Origin of the sequence: Methylopila turkensis, assembly GCF_027922325.1 — a bacterium.
Classification (GTDB): domain Bacteria; phylum Pseudomonadota; class Alphaproteobacteria; order Rhizobiales; family Methylopilaceae; genus Methylopila; species Methylopila turkensis.
The window spans coordinates 1,232,106-1,253,852 of sequence record NZ_BSFL01000001.1 but is presented as its reverse complement, the minus strand read 5'-3'; the positions used below and the strand labels follow the sequence as shown (position 1 = coordinate 1,253,852).

29 protein-coding genes are annotated in these 21,747 nt (G+C 72.5%); 19 read left to right on the top strand and 10 right to left on the bottom strand.

All coding sequences use genetic code 11. From position 1 onward, the window contains the following. The first annotated feature begins 6 nt into the window (after positions 1 to 6). Genes gspG through PKE78_RS06010 form a run of 5 tightly spaced genes read left to right on the top strand, consistent with a single transcriptional unit; the run spans position 7 to position 2,980 of the window. On the top strand, positions 7 to 453 hold the full coding sequence (gene gspG / locus PKE78_RS06030; protein ID WP_271199922.1) for a type II secretion system major pseudopilin GspG: 447 nt from the start codon (positions 7 to 9) through the stop codon (positions 451 to 453). Beyond that, entirely contained in the window at positions 431 to 895 is a 465-nt protein-coding gene (locus PKE78_RS06025) for a prepilin-type N-terminal cleavage/methylation domain-containing protein (RefSeq protein WP_271199921.1), read from the top strand. Before gspG ends, PKE78_RS06025 begins: the two co-directional genes overlap by 23 nt. Then, positions 892 to 1,389, top strand: a complete 498-nt coding sequence (locus tag PKE78_RS06020) for a prepilin-type N-terminal cleavage/methylation domain-containing protein (RefSeq protein WP_271199920.1) — start codon at positions 892 to 894, stop codon at positions 1,387 to 1,389. Before PKE78_RS06025 ends, PKE78_RS06020 begins: the two co-directional genes overlap by 4 nt. After that, positions 1,386 to 2,108 (top strand): PulJ/GspJ family protein, encoded by a 723-nt coding sequence (locus PKE78_RS06015; protein ID WP_271199919.1) that lies wholly within the window; start codon positions 1,386 to 1,388, stop codon positions 2,106 to 2,108. Before PKE78_RS06020 ends, PKE78_RS06015 begins: the two co-directional genes overlap by 4 nt. After that, positions 2,105 to 2,980 carry a type II secretion system minor pseudopilin gene (locus PKE78_RS06010; protein WP_271199918.1) on the top strand — a complete coding sequence of 292 codons (876 nt, stop codon included), beginning with the start codon at positions 2,105 to 2,107 and terminating at the stop codon, positions 2,978 to 2,980. The genes PKE78_RS06015 and PKE78_RS06010 overlap by 4 nt, the downstream gene beginning before the upstream one ends. Before the next feature lie 7 nt (positions 2,981 to 2,987). On the opposite strand, the gene dapE is transcribed toward PKE78_RS06010, so the two are convergent. Further along, positions 2,988 to 4,145, bottom strand: coding sequence for a succinyl-diaminopimelate desuccinylase (gene dapE, locus PKE78_RS06005; protein WP_271199917.1), 1,158 nt, complete (start codon positions 4,143 to 4,145; stop codon positions 2,988 to 2,990). Between the two features lie 31 nt (positions 4,146 to 4,176). Continuing rightward, positions 4,177 to 5,019 carry a 2,3,4,5-tetrahydropyridine-2,6-dicarboxylate N-succinyltransferase gene (dapD, locus tag PKE78_RS06000; protein WP_271199916.1) on the bottom strand — a complete coding sequence of 281 codons (843 nt, stop codon included), beginning with the start codon at positions 5,017 to 5,019 and terminating at the stop codon, positions 4,177 to 4,179. A gap of 197 nt (positions 5,020 to 5,216) precedes the next feature. Here dapD and sucC point away from each other — a divergent pair, with 197 nt between their 5' ends. The 4 genes from sucC to PKE78_RS05980 are packed head-to-tail and all read left to right on the top strand — an operon-like array spanning position 5,217 to position 8,680. Then, positions 5,217 to 6,389 carry an ADP-forming succinate--CoA ligase subunit beta gene (sucC, locus tag PKE78_RS05995; protein ID WP_271199915.1) on the top strand — a complete coding sequence of 391 codons (1,173 nt, stop codon included), beginning with the start codon at positions 5,217 to 5,219 and terminating at the stop codon, positions 6,387 to 6,389. A gap of 3 nt (positions 6,390 to 6,392) precedes the next feature. After that, entirely contained in the window at positions 6,393 to 7,274 is an 882-nt protein-coding gene (gene sucD, locus PKE78_RS05990) for a succinate--CoA ligase subunit alpha (RefSeq protein ID WP_271199914.1), read from the top strand. Between the two features lie 10 nt (positions 7,275 to 7,284). Next, entirely contained in the window at positions 7,285 to 7,590 is a 306-nt protein-coding gene (locus PKE78_RS05985; RefSeq protein WP_309299093.1) for a YciI family protein, read from the top strand. Between the two features lie 58 nt (positions 7,591 to 7,648). Beyond that, the gene (locus tag PKE78_RS05980) at positions 7,649 to 8,680 is read left to right on the top strand and encodes a 2-dehydropantoate 2-reductase (protein WP_271199913.1); all 1,032 of its coding nucleotides are present in this window, start codon (positions 7,649 to 7,651) and stop codon (positions 8,678 to 8,680) included. Positions 8,681 to 8,883: 203 nt separating this feature from the next. Here the strand turns inward: PKE78_RS05980 and PKE78_RS05975 are convergent, their stop codons facing one another. Beyond that, positions 8,884 to 9,141 (bottom strand): DUF3297 family protein, encoded by a 258-nt coding sequence (locus tag PKE78_RS05975; RefSeq protein WP_271199912.1) that lies wholly within the window; start codon positions 9,139 to 9,141, stop codon positions 8,884 to 8,886. 188 nt (positions 9,142 to 9,329) lie between these two features. Between PKE78_RS05975 and PKE78_RS05970 the strand changes: the two genes are divergently transcribed. Next, positions 9,330 to 10,409 (top strand): extracellular catalytic domain type 1 short-chain-length polyhydroxyalkanoate depolymerase, encoded by a 1,080-nt coding sequence (locus tag PKE78_RS05970; protein ID WP_271199911.1) that lies wholly within the window; start codon positions 9,330 to 9,332, stop codon positions 10,407 to 10,409. A 13-nt stretch (positions 10,410 to 10,422) separates the two neighbouring features. Here the strand turns inward: PKE78_RS05970 and PKE78_RS05965 are convergent, their stop codons facing one another. From PKE78_RS05965 to trhO, 5 genes are all read right to left on the bottom strand, one after another. Then, positions 10,423 to 10,980: an HNH endonuclease gene (locus tag PKE78_RS05965; protein ID WP_271199910.1), complete on the bottom strand. Its 558-nt coding sequence runs from the start codon at positions 10,978 to 10,980 to the stop codon at positions 10,423 to 10,425. Positions 10,981 to 11,042: 62 nt separating this feature from the next. Beyond that, entirely contained in the window at positions 11,043 to 11,729 is a 687-nt protein-coding gene (locus tag PKE78_RS05960; RefSeq protein ID WP_271199909.1) for an alpha/beta hydrolase, read from the bottom strand. Next, positions 11,726 to 12,421 (bottom strand): DNA-3-methyladenine glycosylase family protein, encoded by a 696-nt coding sequence (locus PKE78_RS05955; RefSeq protein WP_271199908.1) that lies wholly within the window; start codon positions 12,419 to 12,421, stop codon positions 11,726 to 11,728. Before PKE78_RS05955 ends, PKE78_RS05960 begins: the two co-directional genes overlap by 4 nt. Further along, entirely contained in the window at positions 12,421 to 12,624 is a 204-nt protein-coding gene (locus PKE78_RS05950; RefSeq protein ID WP_271199907.1) for a SlyX family protein, read from the bottom strand. Before PKE78_RS05950 ends, PKE78_RS05955 begins: the two co-directional genes overlap by 1 nt. Further along, positions 12,617 to 13,405 (bottom strand): oxygen-dependent tRNA uridine(34) hydroxylase TrhO, encoded by a 789-nt coding sequence (trhO, locus tag PKE78_RS05945; protein ID WP_271199906.1) that lies wholly within the window; start codon positions 13,403 to 13,405, stop codon positions 12,617 to 12,619. Before trhO ends, PKE78_RS05950 begins: the two co-directional genes overlap by 8 nt. Positions 13,406 to 13,582: 177 nt before the next feature. Here trhO and PKE78_RS05940 point away from each other — a divergent pair, with 177 nt between their 5' ends. The 5 genes from PKE78_RS05940 to PKE78_RS05920 all read left to right on the top strand — a co-directional run bounded on the left by PKE78_RS05940 (position 13,583) and on the right by PKE78_RS05920 (position 17,482). Then, entirely contained in the window at positions 13,583 to 15,634 is a 2,052-nt protein-coding gene (locus PKE78_RS05940; protein WP_271199905.1) for a tetratricopeptide repeat protein, read from the top strand. Positions 15,635 to 15,642: 8 nt separating this feature from the next. Continuing rightward, the gene (locus tag PKE78_RS05935; protein WP_271200080.1) at positions 15,643 to 16,500 is read left to right on the top strand and encodes a 4-(cytidine 5'-diphospho)-2-C-methyl-D-erythritol kinase; all 858 of its coding nucleotides are present in this window, start codon (positions 15,643 to 15,645) and stop codon (positions 16,498 to 16,500) included. 11 nt (positions 16,501 to 16,511) lie between these two features. Then, positions 16,512 to 16,832 carry a YnfA family protein gene (locus tag PKE78_RS05930; protein WP_271199904.1) on the top strand — a complete coding sequence of 107 codons (321 nt, stop codon included), beginning with the start codon at positions 16,512 to 16,514 and terminating at the stop codon, positions 16,830 to 16,832. A 63-nt stretch (positions 16,833 to 16,895) separates the two neighbouring features. After that, on the top strand, positions 16,896 to 17,156 hold the full coding sequence (locus PKE78_RS05925) for a CopG family ribbon-helix-helix protein (RefSeq protein WP_271199903.1): 261 nt from the start codon (positions 16,896 to 16,898) through the stop codon (positions 17,154 to 17,156). After that, positions 17,156 to 17,482, top strand: coding sequence for a type II toxin-antitoxin system RelE/ParE family toxin (locus tag PKE78_RS05920; protein WP_271199902.1), 327 nt, complete (start codon positions 17,156 to 17,158; stop codon positions 17,480 to 17,482). Before PKE78_RS05925 ends, PKE78_RS05920 begins: the two co-directional genes overlap by 1 nt. A gap of 25 nt (positions 17,483 to 17,507) precedes the next feature. Here PKE78_RS05920 and PKE78_RS05915 read toward each other — a convergent pair whose 3' ends face one another. Beyond that, the gene (locus PKE78_RS05915; RefSeq protein ID WP_271199901.1) at positions 17,508 to 18,527 is read right to left on the bottom strand and encodes a polyprenyl synthetase family protein; all 1,020 of its coding nucleotides are present in this window, start codon (positions 18,525 to 18,527) and stop codon (positions 17,508 to 17,510) included. 370 nt (positions 18,528 to 18,897) lie between these two features. Between PKE78_RS05915 and PKE78_RS05910 the strand changes: the two genes are divergently transcribed. Both PKE78_RS05910 and PKE78_RS05905 read left to right on the top strand, forming a co-directional pair. Then, entirely contained in the window at positions 18,898 to 19,128 is a 231-nt protein-coding gene (locus tag PKE78_RS05910; RefSeq protein WP_271199900.1) for a putative signal transducing protein, read from the top strand. Next, positions 19,125 to 19,889: a tRNA1(Val) (adenine(37)-N6)-methyltransferase gene (locus PKE78_RS05905; RefSeq protein WP_271199899.1), complete on the top strand. Its 765-nt coding sequence runs from the start codon at positions 19,125 to 19,127 to the stop codon at positions 19,887 to 19,889. The genes PKE78_RS05910 and PKE78_RS05905 overlap by 4 nt, the downstream gene beginning before the upstream one ends. An 85-nt stretch (positions 19,890 to 19,974) precedes the next feature. On the opposite strand, the gene PKE78_RS05900 is transcribed toward PKE78_RS05905, so the two are convergent. After that, positions 19,975 to 20,307 (bottom strand): hypothetical protein, encoded by a 333-nt coding sequence (locus PKE78_RS05900; protein ID WP_271199898.1) that lies wholly within the window; start codon positions 20,305 to 20,307, stop codon positions 19,975 to 19,977. A gap of 231 nt (positions 20,308 to 20,538) precedes the next feature. Here PKE78_RS05900 and PKE78_RS05895 point away from each other — a divergent pair, with 231 nt between their 5' ends. Both PKE78_RS05895 and PKE78_RS05890 read left to right on the top strand, forming a co-directional pair. Beyond that, complete coding sequence (locus PKE78_RS05895; protein WP_271200079.1) at positions 20,539 to 21,420, top strand: S49 family peptidase; 882 nt, start codon at positions 20,539 to 20,541, stop codon at positions 21,418 to 21,420. Between the two features lie 125 nt (positions 21,421 to 21,545). Further along, positions 21,546 to 21,734: a hypothetical protein gene (locus tag PKE78_RS05890; protein WP_271199897.1), complete on the top strand. Its 189-nt coding sequence runs from the start codon at positions 21,546 to 21,548 to the stop codon at positions 21,732 to 21,734. The last annotated feature ends 13 nt before the right edge of the window (positions 21,735 to 21,747 follow it).

Genomic DNA, 21,747 nt, shown 5'->3' with positions numbered 1-21,747 from the left:
CGCGTCATGCCCCGTATCCGCACCGCCCGTTCCCTCCGTCGCCGTGACCGCGCGGGCGGCTTCACGCTCGTCGAGCTGCTCGTCGTGCTGGTGATCCTGAGCCTCGTCATGGGCCTCGTGGGCCCGCGCGTGCTGGGCTACCTGTCGAGCTCGCGCGAGCGGGCGGCGAAGCTGCAGATCCAGTCGTTCTCGGCCGCGCTCGACCTGTTCTACCTCGACATGGGGCGTTACCCCACCGCCTCGGAGGGCCTTGCGGCGCTGGTGCGCGCTCCCGCCGGCGAGGGCCGCTGGTCCGGCCCCTACCTGCAGCGGGGCGAGACCCCGGCCGACCCCTGGGGCGCGCCCTACGAGTACCGCGTGCCCGGCCGCGGCAAGCCCTACGGCGTCACCTCGCTCGGCGCGGACGGCAAGCGCGGGGGATCGGGCGGCGATGCCGACATCTCCAACGACTGAGCGAAGGCCCGGCGGCGACGCCGGCTTCACGCTGATCGAGGCGACGCTCGCGCTCGCCCTGATCGCCCTGATCGCCGCGCTCGCGTTGCCGTTCGTGCGGCCGGCCGGCGGGACCGCCGATCTCCGCGCCAGGGCCTATCAGGTCGCGGCGCTGCTCCGGACCGACCGCGCCGCCGCCCAGCGCGCGGGCAGGACGGTCGAGACCGCATTCGATCCGCGCGGACCGGTCCTGCGTTCGGGCGCGACGGGCGAGACCGTCGACCTGTCGCGCGGGATCGCCGTGCGCGTGACCGGCTGGACCGGCGGGCGGGTGGCGTTCCACCCCGACGGCCGCTCTTCGGGCGGCGCGGTCGCGCTCGCGACCCGCGCGACGCGGATCGACGTCGCGGTCGATGGCTTCACCTCGGCCGTCACGATCCGGCCGGGGGCGGACGCGCCATGAGCCGCCGGGCGCGGGGCGACGCCGGCTTCACGCTGGTGGAGGCGCTGGTCGCGGTCGCCGTGGTCGCGGCGGTGTCGGTCGCGCTGCAGCGCGGGCTGGTCTCGACCCGGTCGGCGCTCCTCCGGTCGGACGCCGTCGTCGCGGCGGAGGCGACCGCCCGCGATATTCTTGAAAACCGCCTGCCGCAGCTCGCGACGGAGGTCGGCGAGCGCCGGGGCGCCGACGGCGCCGTGCTCTGGACGGTGACGAGCGAGGCGCTCGACCTGCCGTTCCCGCCGCCGCCCGCGCTGAAGCCGGCCCCGGCTCCGCCGCCGGTTCGCGCGCCGGCGCCGGCCGCCGCAGCCGCGTCCTCCGCGCCGCGCGCTCCCGAGGCGGCCGCGGACGTCGATCCGCCGCCCTTCGCGCGCTGGCTGCCGCTGCGCGTCACCATCCGGGTCGAGACCGCCGGCGCGCCGCTGGTGGTCGAGACCGTCCGTCTGGCGCGCGCGCCATGAGGAAGCGAGGCGCTTCGGGGCGTCGCGACCGCGACGGCGGCTTCCTGCTGGTCGAGGCGCTGGCGACGCTCGCGATCAGCGCGGTGGTGATCGCCGGGCTGCTGACGCTCGGCGGGCTGATGGCGCGCGCGGTGGACCGCGCCGCGCTCCGCGCCGAGGGGGCCGAGACGTCGTCCCGGCCTCTCAGCGTCGTGGCGCGCGAGATCGAGGGCCTCGCCCGCCGGCGCTTCGCCGGGCCGGACGGCCGGTTCGTGTTTCTCGGCGCGCCGGACCGGCTGGCGTTCGCGGTCGCGCCCCGCCAGGACGACGGCCTGCGCGCGCCCGTCGCGGTCGCCTATCAGGCGGCCGGTCCCGGCGCGCTGCTGCGCGCCGAGGCGCCGTTGCCGGTCGGCGCGCGTTCGCTCGACGATGTTGTGTTCGGCGACCCGGTCCGGATCGACCTCGGCGGCCTCGACGCACGCTTCGCCTATGTGGAGCGCAGGCCGGACGGAACGACGGTCGTGACCGACCAATGGAGCGAGGCCGCAAGCCTGCCGGTCGCCGTCCGGATCGAGCTTATGGAGCCGGAGGGGGGCGTCGCACGCGCGTCGCGGACCGCGCGGCTGATCGCGCAGTCCGAGCCCGGCTGCGCCGCGCCGGGCAAGGCACCCTGCAGCTCCGCGCCGAAGGCCGCCAATCGACCGGACGGCCAGCCGCAAGTCCGGGAGGGCGAGCGGTGAGGCGCGGCGAGGGCGGCTTCGTGCTGGTCTCGGCGCTCGCGGTGCTGGCGGTGCTCGCCGGGCTGGTGGTCGGGGCCGGAGCGCTGGCGCGCTCCTCCGCCGCCGGCGCGATCGCCGCGAAGGAGACGCTCGCGCGCGACGCGCTGGCGAACGCCGGCCTCGAACTCGCCGCCTACCAGATCTTCGTGCTCCGGCGCGCGCCGCATGAGGTCTCCGCGCGCCGGATCCGGCTCGACGGCGGAACCGTCGAGGTCTCGGTCGCGTCCGAAAGCGGCAAGGTCGATCTCAACGGCGCCGACAAGGACCTGCTGGCGGGACTCTGGCGCTCGGTCGGGCTCGGTACGCTGTCGCCGGAGGCGTTCGCGGCGCGGATCATGGACTGGCGCGACGCCGACGACCAAGCGGCGAAGGAGGGCGCCGAGCGGCCGGCCTATCAGGCCGCGGGCCGCGACGGACCGGCCGACGCGCCGTTCCAGGACGCCGACGACCTCCGGCACGTGCTGGGCGTCGGCGTCGAGGGCGCGCGCGCGCTGAAACGCTTCGTCACCGTCGCCAATCCCGAGGGCCGCGTCGCGGCGCTGGCCGCGCCGCTCGAGGTGCTGCGGGCGCTGCCGAAGGTGGACGGGCCCACGCTCGCCGCGGTGCTGCGGCTGCAGCGTTCGGGCGGCGAGGATCGGGCGAAGGCGCTGCAGGCGGCGCTTCAGGGCAAGGGCGTGGCCGCCAAGGCCGCGTTCGGGCCGTCCTTCGCGGTGACGGTGCGCAGCGACGACGGGGTCCGGCCTCGCGTCGACCGCTACGTCCTGATGCGGAGCTCCGCCCCGGACCGTCTCTATGACGTGATCGACTTCGAGCGCGACCCGCCGGCGTCGTGAAGGCGTCTCAGCCGAAGGCGGTCCCCAGCGCACGCTGATAGATTCGCGTCAGCGTCTCGAGGTCGGCCACCGCCACGCGCTCGTCGATCTGGTGCATGGTCTGGCCGACGAGGCCGAATTCGATCACCGGGCAGTAGCTCTTGATGAAGCGCGCGTCGGAGGTGCCGCCGCCGGTGGTGAGCGCCGGCCGGCGGCCGGTCTCGGCCTCGATCGCGGCGGACACGGCCTCGACCAGCGGGCCCGGCGCGGTGAGGAAGGCGTCGGCGTTCGCGGGCTCGAACGCGAGGGCGTAGGCCCCGGCGCCGAGGGCGTCGTCCAGCCGGTCGCGGATCAGCGCCATCAGGCTGTCCGCGGTGTGAAGGTCGTTGTAGCGGACGTTGAACTGCAGCGCGGCGTCGCCGGGGATGACGTTGAATGCGCCGGTTCCGCTGCGGACTCCGACCACCTCGAGGTTCGACGGCTCGAAATGCTCCGTGCCCTCGTCCAGCGGCTCGCCCAGCAGCGCGGTCAGCGCAGGCGCGAGTTCGCGAACGGGATTCCGGGCGAGATGGGGATAGGCGACGTGGCCCTGCACGCCGGGCAGCGTCACCGTGCCGGACAGGCTGCCGCGCCGGCCGATCTTGGCGACGTCGCCGAGCGCTTCCGGGTTGGTCGGCTCGCCCAGCAGGCAGCCGGAGAAGCGCTCGCCGCGGGCGTGCGCCCACTCCAGCAGCTTCGCGGTGCCGTTGATGGCGGGGCCTTCCTCGTCGCCGGTGATGAGGAAGGCGACGGGGCCGGCGAGCCCGGGGCCGCCGTCGAGCGCGCGGGCGACGGCGGCGACCATGCAGGCGATCGCGCCCTTCATGTCGACCGCGCCGCGGCCGTAAAGCTCGCCGCCTGCGATCGCGCCGGAGAACGGCCCCTCGGTCCAGCGCGCCTCGTCGCCCGTCGGCACCACGTCGGTGTGGCCGGCGAGCACGAAGGCCTCGCCCTCGCCGCGGCGGGCGTAGAGGTTCGCCACGTCCGGCGTGCCCTCGTCCGAGAAGGTCGGCCGCCAGACCTCGAAGCCGAGCGGCGCGAGCAGGCTCTCAAGCAGCGCCTGCGCGCCGCCCTCCGCCGGCGTCACGCTCTCGCAGCGGATCAGCGCCTGCGCCACCGCCACGGGATCTCGGGGGTCGATGGACATCGCGCGTTCTCCCGCGAGAGGGCTCCCGCCCTCAGTCCCTGAGCAGCTCGTTGATGGCGGTCTTGGAGCGGGTCTGGGCGTCGACCCGCTTCACGATCACCGCGCAGTAGAGCGACGGGCCGGGCTGTCCGTTCGGCAGCGGCTTGCCGGGCAGCGAGCCGGGAACGACGACCGAATACTCCGGGACCTCGCCGACGAAGACCTCGCCGGTGGCGCGGTCGACGATCTTGGTGGTCGCCGAGATGAACACGCCCATGGACAGCACCGAGCCCTTGCGGACGACGACGCCCTCGACGACCTCGGAGCGCGCGCCGATGAAGCAGTCGTCCTCGATGATCACGGGGCCGGCCTGCAGCGGCTCCAGCACGCCGCCGATGCCGACGCCGCCGGAGAGATGCACGTTCTTGCCGATCTGCGCGCAGGAGCCGACCGTGACCCAGGTGTCGACCATCGTGCCGCTATCGACATAGGCGCCGACGTTCACGAAGGACGGCATCAGCACCACGTTCGGCGCCACATAGGCCGAGCGGCGCACGATCGAGCCCGGCACCGCGCGGAAGCCGGCGGCCTTGAACTCGGCGTCGCCCCAGCCGTCGAACTTGGATGGCACCTTGTCCCACCACACGGCCCCGCCGGGGCCGCCGGGGATGCGCTCCATGTCGTTGAGGCGGAACGACAGCAGCACGGCCTTCTTGACCCACTGATGCACGGTCCACTGGCCGTTCTCCGGCACGGCGATGCGCAGCTCGCCCTTGTCCATCGCCGCCAGCGCCTGCTCGACCGCCTCGCGGACGGGCCCCGTGGTGGAGGCGCCGATCTCCGCCCGGCGCTCCCAGGCGTCGTCGATCACGGCGGCGATGTCGGCATGGCTCATAGGTCTGGGCTCCCGGCGCGAATTTGAGGCGTGGACCTTTGGGACGCCGAAAAGCGCGCGTCAATAGGAGGTCGAACTGGGCGAACGCGTCATTCTGCGTCACTCTTTGTGTCAATAGGCGCGTCCTGGCATCTATTATACCAATAGGCCGGAGACGAGAGCGCGCCGCCCGAGGACACGCCGGAGGGTCTCACGCCATGAGATTGCATGAATTCCAGGCCAAGCGGCTGCTCGCGGATTACGGGCTGCCGACGCCGCGCGGCGCCGTCGCGATGACCGCCGGCGAGGCCGAAAGCGTCGCGCGCGACCTCGGGGTGACGCCGCTCGCGGTGAAGGCGCAGATCCAGGCCGGCGCGCGCGGCGAGGCCGGCGGCGTGCGGCTCGCGCACGGCCCCGCCATGGTCCGCTCGGCCGCCGAGGCGATGCTCGGCCAGAAGCTCTCCACCGCCCAGACGGGCGAGGGCGGCCTCACCGTCCGCCGCGTCTATGTGGAGGAGGGCGTGAAGGCGGAACGCCAGCTCTACCTCGCGCTTCTCGTCGATCCGGCGGCCGGCGGCCTCGTGCTGTTCGGCGCGGCCGAGGGCGGCGGCGACATCGAGGAGCGCGAGCGCGCCGGCGTGCTCAGCCGCGAGCGCCTGCCGCTGTCGGTCGGCCGCGAGCCGGACGCGGGCGAGCTTTCGGCGTTCCTCGCGCGCATCGGCCTCGAAGGCGCGCTCGCCGACAAGGCCGCCGCGCTGGTGAAGGGGCTGCGCCGCGCCTTCATCGAGCTCGACGCCAGCCTGATCGAGATCAATCCGCTGGCGGTGACGGCCGGCGGCGACATCCTCGCGCTCGACGTCAAGATGACGCTCGACGACAACGCGCTGTTCCGGCACCGGGACCTCGCCTCGCTGCGCGACGAGGACGAGGCCGACCGCAACCGGCTCTCCGCGCACCGCGACCAGCTCAACTTCGTGCCGCTCGACGGCGATCTCGGGCTCGTGTCGAACGGCGCGGGCCTTGGCCTCGCCACACTCGACATGGTCAAGGCCGCAGGCGGCAAGCCGGCGAACTTCATGGACATCCGCACCACCGCGACCAGCCTCGACATCGCCCACGGCTTCGCGCTGCTGCTGGACAATCCGTCGATCCGGGCGCTGCTCGTCAACGTCCACGGCGGCGGCATGCAGTCCTGCGACACCATCGCGGAAGGGCTCGGCGTCGCGCTGCGCCGCTCGGGCCGGTCGCTGCCGATCGTGGTGCGGCTCGCCGGGCTGAACGCCGAGTTCGCGCGCTCGCGGCTGAAGAATTTCGGCTGCTCGGTGATCGAGGAGCCCGACATGGGGTCGGCCGCGATCCGCGCCGTCTCCGTCGCGGCCGGGAGGGCCTGAGCCATGGCGATCCTGCTCGACAAGGACACCCGCGTGCTGTGCCAGGGCATGACCGGCTGGGCCGGCACCCATCACGTCACGCAGATGATGGAGTACGGCACCAAGGTCGTCGCCGGCGTCCGGCCCGGCAAGGGCGGGCGCTCGCACCTCAACCTGCCGGTGTTCGACCGGGTCGCGGAGGCGCGCGACGCGACCGGCGCCAACGCCAGCATCATCTTCGTGCCGCCGGCCTCCGCCGCGGCGGCGATGATCGAGGCGATCGAGGCCGAGGTTCCGCTCGTCGTCGCCGTCACCGAGCGCGTGCCGGTTCTCGACATGGTGCGCGTGCGCGAGGCGCTCGCAGGCTCCCGCACGCGGCTCGTGGGCGCGAACAGCCAGGGCGTCCTGGCGCCCGGCGTCGCCAAGCTCGGCGTCATGGCGACCGGCAGCGAGCGGCCGGGCGGCGTCGGCATCGTGTCGCGCTCGGCCTCGCTCACCTCCGAGGTGGTGGCGCAGGTCACCGCGGCCGGCCTCGGCCAGTCGACCACGGTCGGCGTCGGCGGCGATCCGATCCACGGCCTGTCGATGCGCGACTGCGTCGAGCTGTTCCTCGCCGATCCCGGCACCGACGGCATGATCCTGATCGGCGAGATCGGCGGCGCGCAGGAGCACGAGGTCGCCGACTACGTCGCCGAGATGCGGCCGTTGAAGCCGATCGTCGCCCTCATCGTCGGCGCCCATGCGCCGGCCGAACGCCGCATGGGCCACGCCGGCGCGCTGGCGCTGAGCGGCGCGGCCGACGTCGCCGCGAAGGTCGCAGCTCTTGAGAAGGCAGGCGTCCGGGTCGCGCCGAGCGCCCATCTCGTCGGGCGTGTGATGGCCGAGGCGCTGGCGCGCGTCTCGTGACGGAGCCGCGATCCGTGAACCACCTCCGGGACCGTCATGGGTCGCCGGCAGGTCCATCGACGAGCAGGACGCGGCCACGCTCGGCGCGCATCTCGCGGCGCTCGGCGATCTGTTCGAGAGCGGCCGGCTGCTGTTCGCAGGCCCGTTCACCGCGGAAGACGGCGGCGTGCTTCTCCTCGCCGCGCGCGACTGCGACGACGCGCGGGCGACGCTCGATCGGGACCCGGCCGTGGCGGCCGGTCTGCTGACCTATTTGATCAAGCCCGTGGAGACCGTCTTCGACGCCGCCAAGGGCGTGGCCTGGTCGGCGGCGTGAGCGGCGCGGCGGAACTGGGCTTATCGACGCCGACAGGACGCGGGAAAGAGCGAACGCTATGAAGATCTGCATCTACGGCGCCGGGGCGATCGGCGGCTACATGGCCGTGATGCTCAAGCGGTCGGGCGTGGACGTGTCGCTCGTCGCGCGCGGGCCGCACCTCGCCGCGATCCGTGAGCGCGGGCTGAAGCTGCTGATCGACGGCCGCGAGCTCACGGCCGAGATGCCCGCGACCAGGAACGCCGCCGAGCTCGGCCCGCAGGACTACGTCATCAACGGGCTCAAGGCGCATCAGGCCTGGGAATCGGCCGAGGACATGGCTCCGCTGCTGGGCGACCACACCGCCGTCGTGACGATGCAGAACGGCGTGCCGTGGTGGTACTTCCACGGCCTCGAAGGGCCTCACGCCGACCTGCGGCTTCAGAGCGTCGACCCCGGCGACCGGCAATGGAACGCCATCGGTCCGGAGCGGGTGATCGGCGGCACGGTCTACCCCGCCACCGAGATCGCCGAGCCGGGCGTCGTCCGGCACATCTACGGCGACGCCTTCGGGCTCGGAGAGCCGAACCGCCGCAGGACAGCGCGTCTCGCAAAGCTCGCCGACGCGATCGACGCCAGCGGGCTCAGGGCGCGGGTCTATGACGACATCCGCGACGACATCTGGCTGAAGCTTTGGGGAAACCTTTGCTTCAATCCGATCTCCGCCCTGACGCGCGCCACGCTCGACGTCATCGCGACCGACCCAGCGACGCGGGCGCTTGCGAAAAGCATGATGCTGGAGGCGCAGGCGATCGGCGAAACCTTCGGCGCGACCTTCAAGGTGGGCGTCGAGCGCCGCATCGACGGCGCGGCCAAGGTCGGCGCGCACCGGACCTCGATGCTGCAGGACGTCGAGGCCGGCAAGGCGATCGAACTCGACGCGCTGCTCTCCGCGGTGCAGGAGATGGGCCGGCTCGCGAAGGTCGCGACCCCGAACATCGACCTCGTGCTCGGCCTGACGCGGCAGATGGGCCGGTCGCTCGGCCTCTATCCGACCTTCCCGGAGCCCGTCTCCGAGGACGCGCCGCTGGCGAAGGCCGCCAACGGCTGAGACGGCGCCTCTTTATTCCGGCGTTTCGTCATGGTCCGGTTTGACCGGACCATCCATGTCCGGCGTGGAGTTCGACGTCGACGATGGGTCCTCCGGAAACTCGAATGTTTTCGAGTCTCCTTCTCAAAGTGGTTCAGATCGGCAAAAGCCGATCTGAACGCAAGCCGGAGGACGACAAGGCTTGTTGGGTCCGGCGGCTCCCGTCAGGAGGCCGTATCGGCGACGACGTCGCGGAAGTACGGTTCGACCTTGCCCTTCAGCAGCAGGGTCATGGGATTGCCGAAGCGGTCCTTCGCGGCGCCGGCCGCGACGCGGATCCAGCCCTCGCTGACCGAGTACTCCTCCACATTCGTCTTCTCGGAGCCCTTGAAGCGTATTCCTACGCCGCGCGTCAGTGCGCCCTCGTCGTAGAACGGGCTGCCGGGGTTGACGGAAAGCCGGTCGGGCGGCGTGTCGGACATGGGCGAAAAACTCCGAAAATCGAGATGCGGGCGGACCATAGTGGTTTGTGGGCCTGCGATCCATGCAGGCGAGCCATGCGAGGGCGCCCTGTGTCATAGTGCGTTGCAGCATTGAAGTGTGCGATGCGGTATTTATGTCGGTATGCCAAGCGGCGTCATCGGCGTCGCGGCGCAAGGAGATCGCATCCATGGCCGATACAGGCGACGCCGGCGCCGGCATGCGCCGGTTCCGACCCGAGGGCGGCGGCGGAAGCGGCGGCTCCAAGCTCAAAGCAGTACGGGACTTCGGCTCCAACCCCGGCGGTCTCGCGATGAAGGTCTATGCGCCTCCGGGGCTCAAGCCCGGCGCGCCGCTGGTCGTGGTGCTGCACGGATGCACACAGCTCGCCGGCGGCTACGAGGCGTCCGCCGGCTGGACCGCGCTCGCCGACGAGCACCGTTTCGCGGTGCTCTATCCCGAGCAGCGCCGCGTCAACAACCCCAAGCTCTGCTTCTCGTGGTTCGCGCCGCACCGCGCGGCGCGGGACAAGGGCGAGGCCGCCTCCATTCGACAGATGATCGAGACCATGACCGCCCGCTGGCGGCTGGACCGCAGCCAAGTCTTCGTCACCGGGCTATCCGCCGGCGGCGCGATGGCCGCGGTCATGCTCGCGTCCTATCCGGAAGTCTTCGCAGGCGGGGCGATCGTGGCGGGACTGCCCTTCGGCGCGGCCGATGGCGTCAGCGCGGCCTTCGCGGCGATGAGCCAGGGACGGGACCTCGACGCGCGGAGTTGGGGCGATCTGGTCCGCGCCGCGTCCCCCCATGAGGGTCCCTGGCCGCGCGTCACCATCTGGCAGGGCGCGGACGACCGGACGGTCGCGCGCGCCAATGCCGACGGGCTGTTCGCGCAATGGGCCGACGTGCATGGCCTGGACGCAGACCGGGCCCGGGAGACGCAGGTCGGGCGACTGACGTGGAAGACGCTGGGCGACGCCGTCGAACTGAACATCGTCGCCGGGATGGACCACGGCGTGCCGATCGACGCCGCCAGGGGCGAACGGGCCGCGCCTTACATGCTCGACGTCGGCCTGTCCCAGGCGCGGGCCACGCTCGCCTTCTGGGGACTGGAGCGGCAGGCGCACAGGCAGGCGATCCGCTCGGCTCCGTCGCGCGCCAGGCCGGCCGAGCCGCGGCAGGCGCCTCCGAGCCCGCCGCCGGCCCCTGTCGCCGCGACGGTGGAGGCGGTCATCACAAAGGCGCTGCGCGCCGCCGGCCTGATGAAATAGCCGGCCCGGCGCCTTACGGCTCCAGCTCGCTGTCCCAGTAGAGATAGTCGAGCCAGCTGTCGTGCAGGTAGTTCGGCGGGAAGGCGCGGCCGTTCTGGTGCAGGTCGTGGACCGAGGGCTGGAACGGCGGCTGCGCCGGCCACATCCCGCAATCCGCAGGCATCTGCCCGCCCTTCTTCAGGTTGCAGGGCGAGCAGGCCGCCACGACGTTCTCCCACGTCGTCTGTCCGCCCCGGGAGCGGGGGACGACATGGTCGAAGGTCAGCTCCTCGCGCGTGCCGCAGTACTGGCAGGAGAAGCGGTCGCGCAGGAACACGTTAAACCGCGTGAAGGCGGGGTTTCGCGACGGTTTGACGTAGGTCTTGAGGCACACGACCGAGGGGAGCTTCATCTCGAAGCTCGGGCTGTGCACCGCGCGCTCGTAATGGGACAGCACGTTCACGCGGTCGAGGAAGATCGCCTTGATGGCGTCCTGCCACGACCAAAGGGACAACGGGTAATAACTGAGCGGCCTGTAGTCCGCGTTCAGAACCAAGGCCGGACACGCATCAGGCGATACGGCGATCGTCACCGAGCACTCCTCGACAGCGCGCCGCGTCGGGCGACGCTGGGGGATAGTCTATATGTCGTGTGTCACGCTTGTGAAGCGCCCCGAAGGCTTGTTCTGCGCGGTTTCAGCGCGCTGGCGAGAAACGCGGCGCCCTGGCGGAGACCCTCGCCGTCGATGCCGTGGCCGAGCCCGGGCGCGAGATGCCATTCGACCGGGATCTCCGCGGCGGCGAGCCCGTCCATGGCCGCGAACAGAGCGTCGACCGGGATGACCTCGTCGCGGTCGCCGTGCACCAGCAGGATCGGCGGCTTGCCCGTCGCCTCGGTCTTCAACGCTTCGGGCTGCACCAGCATGCCGGAATAGCCGAGGATGGCGGCCGGCGGCGTGGGACGGCGCAGACCGGCGTGCAGCGCCATCATCGTGCCCTGGCTGAAGCCGACCAGCGCGAGCCGGTCGGGTCCGAGCCCTGTGCGGGCGAGCTCGGCGTCGAGAAACGCGTTCAGTCCCGGCGTCGCCGCGATCACGCCGCGACGGCGCTCGTCCGGGTCGCGGAATGTCAGCGGGAACCATTGCCGGCCCGACGGCGAGGCCATGCAGCGCTCCGGCGCGTGCGGGGCGACGAAGGCCGCGTCCGGCAGGAGCTTGCGCCATTCGCGGCCGATCGCGATCAGGTCGTTGCCGTCCGCGCCGTAGCCGTGCAGGAACACGACCAGCGATTTGGCCGCGCCGGAAGCCGGGGCGAGGCGGGGTCCGTCGATCGCGGTCGTCATGCGGTCTCCTCCTGGGTCTCGGGCGCATGGGGCGCCGGCGCGCGGTCGCGCTCGCTGCGCCGGGTCAGGTAATATGCCCAGAGCAGGCGCGCCGCCACTCCGCGCAGGGGCCGCCAGTCCTCGGCGATCCGCTCCGCGGCGCGGGCGTCCGGCCGCGCCGGCAGCCCCAACACGCGCCGCATCGCCTCCTGCACCGCGAGGTCTCCGGCGGGGAAGACGTCCGCGCGGCCATGGGCGAACAGCAGGAACACGTCCGCGGTCCAGGGTCCAACGCCCGATATGGCGAGCAGGCGCGCCCGCGCCTCGCCGTCGTCGAGCCGTTCGAGGCCCCGAACGTCGAGGCCGGCGTCGACCGCCGCGCAGAGCGCCCGCACCGTCCGGAGCTTCGGCCGGGACAGGCCCGCCGCACGGATCGTCTCGTCGGAGGCGGCGGAGAGGCTGGCGTGGTCGATCCGCCCGAGCGCCGTCTCCAGCCGGCCGTGGATGGCGCGGGCTGCGGCGACCGAGATCAGCTGGGAGTTGACGACCCAGACGAGGCCGGAGAGGTCCGGCGCCAGCGCGCGCGGGTCGGGCGGTTCGGACACGGCGCGCGCCGCCGCGAGGCGGGGATCACGCGCGCACAGCGCGTCGAGCGCGCCATCGAGCTCCGCCTGGGTGATGACTCGCGCGGGGCGCGGAGGCGCGCCGGCCATCAGTAGTGCGGCGGCGGGCGGTCCACCGGCGCGGGGCCGGAGACGGCGTCCTCCAGCCGCTCGCCGAGCGCGGCCACCTCGCGCTTCAGCGCGTCGATCACCGCCCATTGCGCGGTGACGGTCTGGTTCAGCGTCTCGATCGCCTCGTCCTGATAGGCGATGCGCTCCTCGAGCGCGTCGATGCGCTGGGCGTCGTCAGCCATTCGGCTCCTCCGGCGTCGTCTGCCGCAACCCGTGGCCGAGCGCTACGCGCTCGTCGAACACGAAACACTCGCCCCGCCAGCGGCTGCGCTCCGGCGGGACATGCTCGAGATAGCGCAGAATGCCGCCCTGAAGCTGCCGGACGTCGCGGAAGCCGTTCGCGAGGAGATGCGCGCTCGCCTTCTCGCAGCGGATGCCGCCGGTGCAGAACAGGGCGACGGTGCGGTGCTTCGCGCCGGCGAGCTTCTCAGCGGCGAAGGCCTTGAAGTCGCTGAAGCGGCCCGTGCCGGGATCGATTGCGCCCTCGAACGAGCCCATCGCCACCTCAAAGGCGTTGCGCACGTCGACCGTGACGACGTCGTCGCGGCCGATCAGCGCGTTCCAGTCCTCCGGCGCGACAGAGGCGCCGCGCAGCCGCGTCGGGTCCGCCGCAGGGTCGCCGAGGGTGACGATCTCGCGCTTCAGACGGACCTTCAGCCGCCGGAACGGCGGCGCGGCGGCGGTCGAGAACTTGAGCTCCATGCCGTCGAGCCGGCCGGCGAACAGCGAGCGCATCTCGTCGAGCGCCGCCGAGAGCTCGGACGGTTCGGCCGCGATCGTGCCGTTCACGCCTTCGGGCGCGAGCAGCAGCGTGCCGCGCACGCCGCGCCGCTCGCAGAGCGCGCGCAGCGGCTCCCGCAGGTCGGCCGCGTCGGGCGTCGGCGCGAAGGCGTAGAGCGCGGCGACGGCGAGACCGGGGGATGCGTCGCCCGCCGTGGCGAAGGCTTCGGAATCTTGATTCATCTCCCGAGCGATAGCGTCCTAGGCTGGCGCGTGTCGACCGTCGCCTGCGCGTTCGGGCGCCGGCTGCGTCCCTGGTGCGGGCTTGTGGCGCCGGACTCGCGGGTTCATGGTGGACGCCGCGCGCGCCCCGCGGGGCGTTTCCGCCCGCGCGCCCTGACCTATCGGAGGTAGAGTTCCGTGATCGCTTTCGACCGTCGCCTCGCCGCGCTCCTCCTTGCGACGACGGCCTTCCTCGGCGCTCCGGCCGCGCAGGCGCGCGCCACTTCCGATGCGGAACTCGCCGCCAACGCGTCCTTCGCGGGGGCCTATCTCGCCGGCCGGGTCGCCGGCGCGCAGCGCGACGTCGACGCGGCCGCGGCGTTCTTCCGCGCCGCGCTCCGGACCGATCCGCGCAATCCCGAACTGCTGGAGCGCGCCTTCCTGCTGTCGCTCGCCGAGGGCGACGACGACCAGTCCATGCGCCTCGCCGAGCGGGTGCTGGCGGCCGACCCGACCAACCGCATGGCGCAGCTCGCGGTCGCCGTGCGCGCGCTGAAGTCGGGCTCCTACGCCTCGGCGCGCGCCCATCTCGCCAAGAGCGCGCGCGGGCCGCTCGCGGACCTCACCATCCATCTCCTCAACGCCTGGTCCTATCTCGGCTCCGGCCAGCCGGCGCGGGCGCTCGAATCGATCGACCGGCTGCAGGGCGCGGACTTCTTCGGCACGTTCCGCGACTACCACGGCGCGCTGATCGCCGACCTCGCCGGCCGCCGCGACGAGGCCGCCCGCAGGTTCACGGCGGCGCTCTCGGGCGACGGCGCCGCGCTTCGCGTGGCGCAGGCCGCCGCGACCTTCCGCGCCCGCACGGGCGACCGCGACGGCGCGCTCCGGACGCTGGCCGAATTCGAGAAGGCGGCGCCGCGCCACCCGCTCACCCGCGAGGTGCGGGAGGCCATCGACCAGGGCCGCGAGCCGCAGCGGCCGATCGCCGACGTGGCCGACGGCGTCGCCGAGGTGCTCTACGGCATCGGCGGCGCGCTCGGCCGCCAGGGCGGCGAGGATCTGTCGATCGTCTATCTGCAGCTCGCGCTGTTCGTGAAGCCCCAGCACCCGATGGCGCTGGTGACGCTCGCCGACCTCTACGACCAGATCAACCAGTACCAGGCCGCCATCGACGCCTACCGACGCGTGCCCGCGAGTTCGCCGCTGAAGCGCAACGCCGAGATCCAGAGCGCGATCGACCTCGACCGGCTCGACCGGACGGACGAGGCGAAGGCGCTGCTGTCCAAGCTGATCGACGCCGATCCCGACGACCAGGAGGCGATCGTCGCGCTCGGCAACATCGAGCGCGGCCGCGAGCAGTTCGTCGAGGCCGCCGCGACCTACACGCGGGCGATCGACCTGATCGCGAAGCGGACCGAGCCGGCCTCGCCGCCGCCGGCCGCCGCGGCGGCGCCTGCGGCCGCGGAGCCGAAGGCCTACGTGGTCCAGAAGGGCGACACGTTCTGGACGCTCGCGCGCGATCGTCTCGGAGATCCGAACCGCTGGCCGGAGCTGGTCGCGCTCAACAGCACGCCGGAGGCGATCCGCGTCAACGGCCGCCGCCTGCCGCGCTCCGGCGCGATCGCGCCGGGGCAGTCGATCCTGCTGCCGGACGCAGCGCCCGCGACGCCGACCTTGGCCGCGGCGCCGGCCCCCGTCCCGCCGGCCGCGCAGCCCGCCGGACCGACGCGCGCGGACTGGTCGCTCTATTACGTGCGCGGCATCGCCTATGAGCGCTCGAAGCAGTGGCCGAAGTCGGAGGCCGACCTCAAGAAGGCGCTGGAGCTGTTCCCCGACCAGCCGCTGGTGATGAACTATCTCGGCTATTCCTGGGTCGATCAGGGCGTCAATCTTGAGGAGGGCATGAAGCTCATCCGCCGCGCGGTCGAGCTGCGCCCGGACGACGGCTACATCGTCGACAGCCTCGGATGGGCGCATTTCAAGCTCGGCCGTTACGAGGACGCCGTGCGCGAGCTCGAGCGCGCGGTGGAGCTGCGCCCGCAGGACCCGGTCATGAACGACCATCTCGGCGACGCCTACTGGCGCGTCGGCCGGAGGCTGGAGGCGGGGTTCCAGTGGAGCCACGCCAAGGATCTGAAGCCGGAGCCGGAGGACCTCAAGAAGATCGAGGCCAAGCTCAAGGACGGGCTGCCGGACGATCCGCCGACCAACGCCGCGGACGCGCAGGAGAAGAAGAACGGCGGTTGAGCGCGCCGATGCTGCTTCGCGAGCGCGCGCCCGCCAAGGTTAACCTCACCTTGCACGTCCGCGGGCGGCGGGCGGACGGCTATCATGAGCTCGACAGCCTCGTGGCCTTCGCCGGCTGCGCCGCCGATCTGCTGACGCTCGCGCCTGGCCCCGGGCTTTCGCTCGCAGTGTCGGGGCCCTTCGGCGACGCCGCAGGACCCGACGACGACAACCTCGTGATCCGCGCCGCCCGCTCCGCCGCCGAGCGCGTCGAGGGCCTCGCGCTTGGCGCCTTCACGCTCGTGAAACGGGTGCCGGTGGCCGCGGGGCTCGGCGGCGGCTCGGCCGACGCCGCGGCGGCGCTGCGTCTGCTCGCGCAGGCGAACGGCCTCTCGCCGGACGACCCCCGCCTCGTCGACGCCGCGGCCGCGACCGGTTCGGACGTGCCGGCCTGCCTCCGCTCGCGCGCCGCCCGCATGGAGGGCCGCGGCGAGCGGCTGACCGAGGTCAAGCTCGATCCGCAGCCCGCCGTGCTGATGAACCCGCTGCGCCCGGTCGGCACCGCGGAGGTGTTCCGCGCGCTCGGGCTCGCGCCGGGCGAGACCTTCGTCCCGCCGGGACCAGCGGGCGCGGCGCCCGGCGACCCGGAGGCCGAGATCGCGCGCGGCCGCAACGATCTCGAGGCGGCCGCCGTGCGGATCGCGCCGGAGATCGGCGCCGGCCTCGTGCTGCTCGCCTCCCAGCATGGTTGCCGCGGCGTGCGCATGTCGGGCTCCGGGGCCACCGTGTTCGGGCTGTTCTCGACCGCTCAGGAGGCGCGCCGCGCCGCGCGCGCGCTGAGCGCCGCCGCGCCCGGCTGGTGGGTGCGCTCGACCATGCTGCGTTGAAGGGCCCGATCGTGACCGCCGCCGTCTATGTCGCCGCCGCCTTCGCCGAGATCGCCGGCTGCTTCGCCTTCTGGGCGGTGTTCCGCCTGCAGGCCTCGCCGCTGTGGCTCGCGGCCGGCGTTCTGTCGCTGATCGTCTTCGCCTGGCTGCTGACGCTGGTCGACGTGGAGGCCGCGGGCCGCGCCTACGCCGCCTATGGCGGCGTCTACGTCGCGGCCTCGCTTGTCTGGCTCTGGACGATCGAGGGCGTGCGGCCCGACCGCTGGGACCTCACGGGCTCCGCCATCTGCGTCGCCGGCGCCGCGGTGGTGCTGTTCGGGCCGCGGGGGTGAGGACGCGGATTGACGCCAGACGTTGGCGCGTAATACGTTGTATTACAAATGTCGGAGGCGACCATGGCCAAGCCTGCCCTTTCCGATCCGGTGACCTTACGGCTGCCGGTCGACGTCTTGGCGCAGGTCGAGACGATCGCCGAAACCTGCGAGCGGACGCGGAGCTGGGTGATCGTCCGCGCTTTGCGGCTCTATCTCGCGGGCGAGGGGCAGGAAATTCTGTCCATCAGGCGCGGGCGCGATCAGATCGCCGCCGGCGAGGCTCACGATCTCGACGACGTGATGCGGGAGCTTGAGGCGATCGTGGCCGGCAAAGCCGCCTGATGAAAGTTAGGCTGTCGGGGGACGCGCGTCGCTTCCTTCGGCACGAGGCGGGATACCTGCGTGACCGCAATCGGGCAGCTGCGGAGAAGTTCGTCGTCCGGATCGGCGAAGCGCTGTCGAATCTGGCGCAGTTCTCGAAGATCGGAGCGGGGGCTGAACCGTCGCCTGTGGCTGAGGCGCGGAGGCTGGTCGTCGGCGACTATGTGCTGATCTACGAGATTAGCGGGACGTCTCTGTCGGTGACGTCGATCCGGCACGGCAGGATGAGCCCCGGCTCAAGGCTGGTCGATGACGATTTCGACTACGAGGCGGACGACGGCCGATAAAACGGAAGACCGGGCAAGCGCCCCCTCAGTGCGCCCGCGCCGTCACGAAGCCCACCACGTCGAGCAGCGCTTTCGCGGCCGGGCGGTCGCCGAACAAGGCGAGGGCGTCGCGGGCCATGGCGCCGTAGTGCCGGGCGCGCTCCAGCGTGGCGTCGATCGCGCCGTGCTTCGCGAGCAGGCGGATCGCTTCCGCCAGATCGCCGTCCTCGATCCGGCCGTCCTCGAGCGTGCGCTTCCAGAAGGCGCGCTCCTCGGCCGAGCCGCGGCGGTAGGCGAGCACGACCGGCAGCGTGATCTTGCCCTCGCGGAAGTCGTCGCCGACCTTCTTGCCGAGCTTGGCCTCGCGCCCGCCGTAGTCGAGCGCGTCGTCCACGAGCTGGAAGGCGATGCCGAGATTCATGCCGTACGAGCGGGCCGCGGCCTGCTCCGCCTTCGGGCGGTCGGCGATCACCGGGCCGACCTCGCAGGCGGCGGCGAACAGCGCCGCGGTCTTGCCGCGCACCACGGCGAGATAATCGTCCTCGGTGGTGGCGGTGTTCTTGGCGGCGGCGAGCTGCATCACCTCGCCCTCGGCGATCACGGCCGCGGCGTCGGCGAGAATGCGCAGCGCTTCGAGCGAGCCGACCTCGACCATCATCTTGAAGGCCTGGCCGAGCAGGAAATCGCCGACCAGCACGCTCGCCTCGTTGCCCCAGAGCATCCGGGCGGCGAGCTTGCCGCGGCGCATCTCGGAGCCGTCGACCACGTCGTCGTGCAGCAGCGTCGCGGTGTGCATGAACTCGACGGAGGCCGCGAGCTTCACGTCGCCGTCGCCGGAATAGCCGGAGAGAATGGCGGTCGCGAGCGTCAGCATCGGCCGGAGACGCTTGCCGCCGGAGGAGATCAGATGGTTTGCGACCTCGGGGATCATCGCGACGTCGGAGCCGGTCCGCGACAGGATGAACGCGTTGACGCGCTCCATCCCCGGCGCGACCAGTTCGATCAGCGGTCCGATGCCGGCTTCATCCGGAACCGGCCGCTCGTCCAGCGGTACCACAACGCCCAAAACGCCTCAGCTCCTCGCAGACGGCAACGGCGCGGACCGTAGCCAGCGGGGCGGAGGCGGGCAAGCCGAAACGTGGAAGGCCGCTTATCCGCCGCCGAGGACGGCCTTGGCCGCCATCAGCTGCTGCGAGGCGAACGCGAGCAGGAAAAGGGCTGCGAGCAGGGTCACGATCTCGGTGCGCATGGCGGCTGAAGTCCGTCGTCAGGGAGCCGGATCGGCGGTTCGCTGTTCATGACGGATCTGCCCGGCCGAAGTTGGGCGTGATCGGGGCGTTTTCCGCCTTAAGGCTAAACGCGGCGGTTACCATGTCGCGGCGTTGTCCCCGCGCGCCGGGCAGGCCATCATCTGGCGGCCCAACGAGCGGAGACCCATGCAGGAAATCTTGCGGAGCAACGACCCCGTGCTGCTGTCGTTCGTGCGCGCCACGCTCGGCGACGCGGACATCGAGCACCTTGTGCTCGACGGCAACATGAGCGTGCTGGAAGGCTCGCTCGGCATTCTGGCGGCGCGCGTCATGGTGCATGACGCGGACGCGGCCCGGGCACGCCGGGCGCTCGCCGACAGCGGCCTCGCCAACGAGCTGCGCCCGGAGCCGGGGTGACCGGCGATTTCGCGCCTGACCTGACCGACGACGGGTTCTTCGGCGGCCGGCTGAAGCTGCTGCAGCCGGCGCGGGGCCATCGCGTCGGCACCGACGCCGCGCTGCTGACCGCCGCGGCCCTCGGCCGGATGGGGACGGACGCCCGCGTCGCGGATTTCGGCGCGGGAGTGGGGGCCGTGGGGCTGTCGCTCGCGATCGCCGGCGCCGCCCACGCCACCCTGGTCGAGATCGAGCCCGCCGCCGCCGCGCTCGCCCGCGACAACGCCGGCCGTAACGGGCTCCAGGGGCGCGTCGACGTCACGCTCGCCGACGTCGCCGAGGTCGGCCGGGTCGTCGGTCCGGCTCCGGACACGCTCGACCTCGTGGCCGCCAATCCGCCCTTCGACGACGCGGGACGGTTTCGCGCCTCGCCCGACGCCGCCCGCGCCCGCGCCCACGCGGCCGAGGCGGGCCTCGTCGAGCTCTGGACGCGGGCCGCGGCGCGGCTTCTCAAACCCGGCGGCGTGTTCGTGATGATCCACCGGCCGGAGGCGATTGGCGAGATCGTCGCCGCCTGCGCCGGCCGGTTCGGCGACCTGCGGCTGCGCCCGGTTCATCCCCGCGCGGACGCGCCGGCGCTCCGTCTGCTCGTCGCCGCCACGAAGGGCCGTCGGGGCCCGTTGGCGCTTCTCCCGGGCTTCGTGCTGCACGGTTCCGACGGCGGCTTCACGCCCGAGGCGGTCGAGGTCCAGCGCGGCCGGGCGACCATCGCGATGGGCTGACGCGGAACAAAAAAGCGCCCGCCGGAGAGGCGGGCGCTTCTTTTTCTGACGCAGTCGGACCTGACGCGGTCGGACCTGGCCGACCTCAGTAGCGGTAGCTGCGGCGCGAGCAGACCTCGCGGGTGCGGGTCACGTAGCGGTAGCCGTTCCACGACCGCACCGTCGTCACGCGGCAGCGCGGACGATAGGGCCGGTAGCCGTAATAGGGCTGCGGACGGTAGTAGCCCCAGCCCGGCCGCGGGCGGTCGTAGCGATGGCGGTAGCCGCGGTGGTAGACCGGCTCGTAGTAGCCGCCGCCGTAATAGGCGGGGCCCCCGAGGCCGATGCCGATCGACACGTCGCCGGCGGACGCGGCCGTGGGAAGCGCAGCGAAACCGCCGGCTGCGAGAGCGGCGGCGAGAACGAACTTGCGAATCATAACGTCCTCCACGTGACACGCCGCTCGGAGAGCCGGTCGGCCCGCATCGGCGGGCCTGGGGCCGGTGCGTTACGCCTTCGCACCATGCGAAGTTGCGCCGGGGGTGTCCTTGGGTATGGAAGATAGGCGCGAAGCCCTGAACGCCATCTGATACCCCCGTTCATCCGACGTTCATCGCGCCGAGCCGGGCGCTCGCTTGTGAGCGGCGCGGGCCGCGCCTATCTGCCGGACATGACCGCCATTCTCTCCCGCCTTCGCCGTCTCGCCGCCCCCATCCTGCCGGAGCGCCTGCGCGCCGAACGGCCGGTGGTTCCCGTCGTCCGCCTCCATGGCGCGATCGGCGTGGGCGGCGGGCCGTTCCGCCCCTCGATCACGCTCGCATCCGCCGCCCCGCTGCTCGAGCGCGCCTTCGCCACTCCGAACGCGAAGGAGGTGGCGCTGGTCGTCAACTCGCCGGGGGGATCGCCGGCGCAGTCGCACCTGATCTTCAGACGCATCCGCCAGCTCTCCGCAGAGAAGGAGATCGGCGTCACCGCCTTTGTCGAGGACGTCGCGGCCTCCGGCGGCTACATGATCGCCTGCGCGGCGGATGAAATCGTCGCCGATCCGTCCTCGATCGTCGGGTCGATCGGCGTGGTTTCGGCCGGCTTCGGCTTCGATCGCGCGATCGAGAAGCTCGGCGTCGAGCGCCGCCTGCACGCCTCCGGCGCCAACAAGGCGATCCTCGATCCGTTCAGCCCGGAAAAGCCGGAGGACGTCGAGCGGCTGAAGGAGATCCAGCGCGAGATCCACGAACATTTCATCGCGCTGGTGAAAGAGCGCCGCGGCGGCGCGCTCGGCGGCGACCCGGACCTGTTCACGGGCGCGTTCTGGACCGCCTCCACCGGCCTCGGGCTCGGCCTCGTCGACCGCATCGGCGACCTGCGCTCGACGCTCCGGGAGCGCTGGGGCGAGAAGGTCGACATCCGTCCGATCGCCGCGCGCGCGCCGCTGCTGCGACGGCTGTCCGGCCGCGGCGAAGGCGTCGGGGCGGGCGTGTTCGGGGCGGGCCTGGCCGACGAGGCGCTGGCGGCGCTCGAGGCGCGGGCGCTGTGGTCGCGCTTCGGGCTCTGACGCGGCGGGGCCCTGCGCTGGTTCGTCGCGAAATGCGCTTGGCGGTCGGCCCAACCGCCGCCAAGATCGCCTGAGAGGCTGACGTCTCGCTTCGCTCCCCGTTCGCGCGCCCCCTGAGGACCGCAATGCCGCCTTTGCTCGTGATCGCCGCCGCCGCCGCCGGCGCCATGTTTGGCGCGAAGGCGCTGAAACGCGAATGGCGTCGCGTGAACCGCGAGCTCAACGCGGCCGAGCGCAGCGCCGAGGAGCGCGACCGCGAGGTCAGACCGACGCTGCGCCGCGATCCCTCGTCCGGCGAGTGGCGTCCGGGCTGACGGTGACGCCGCG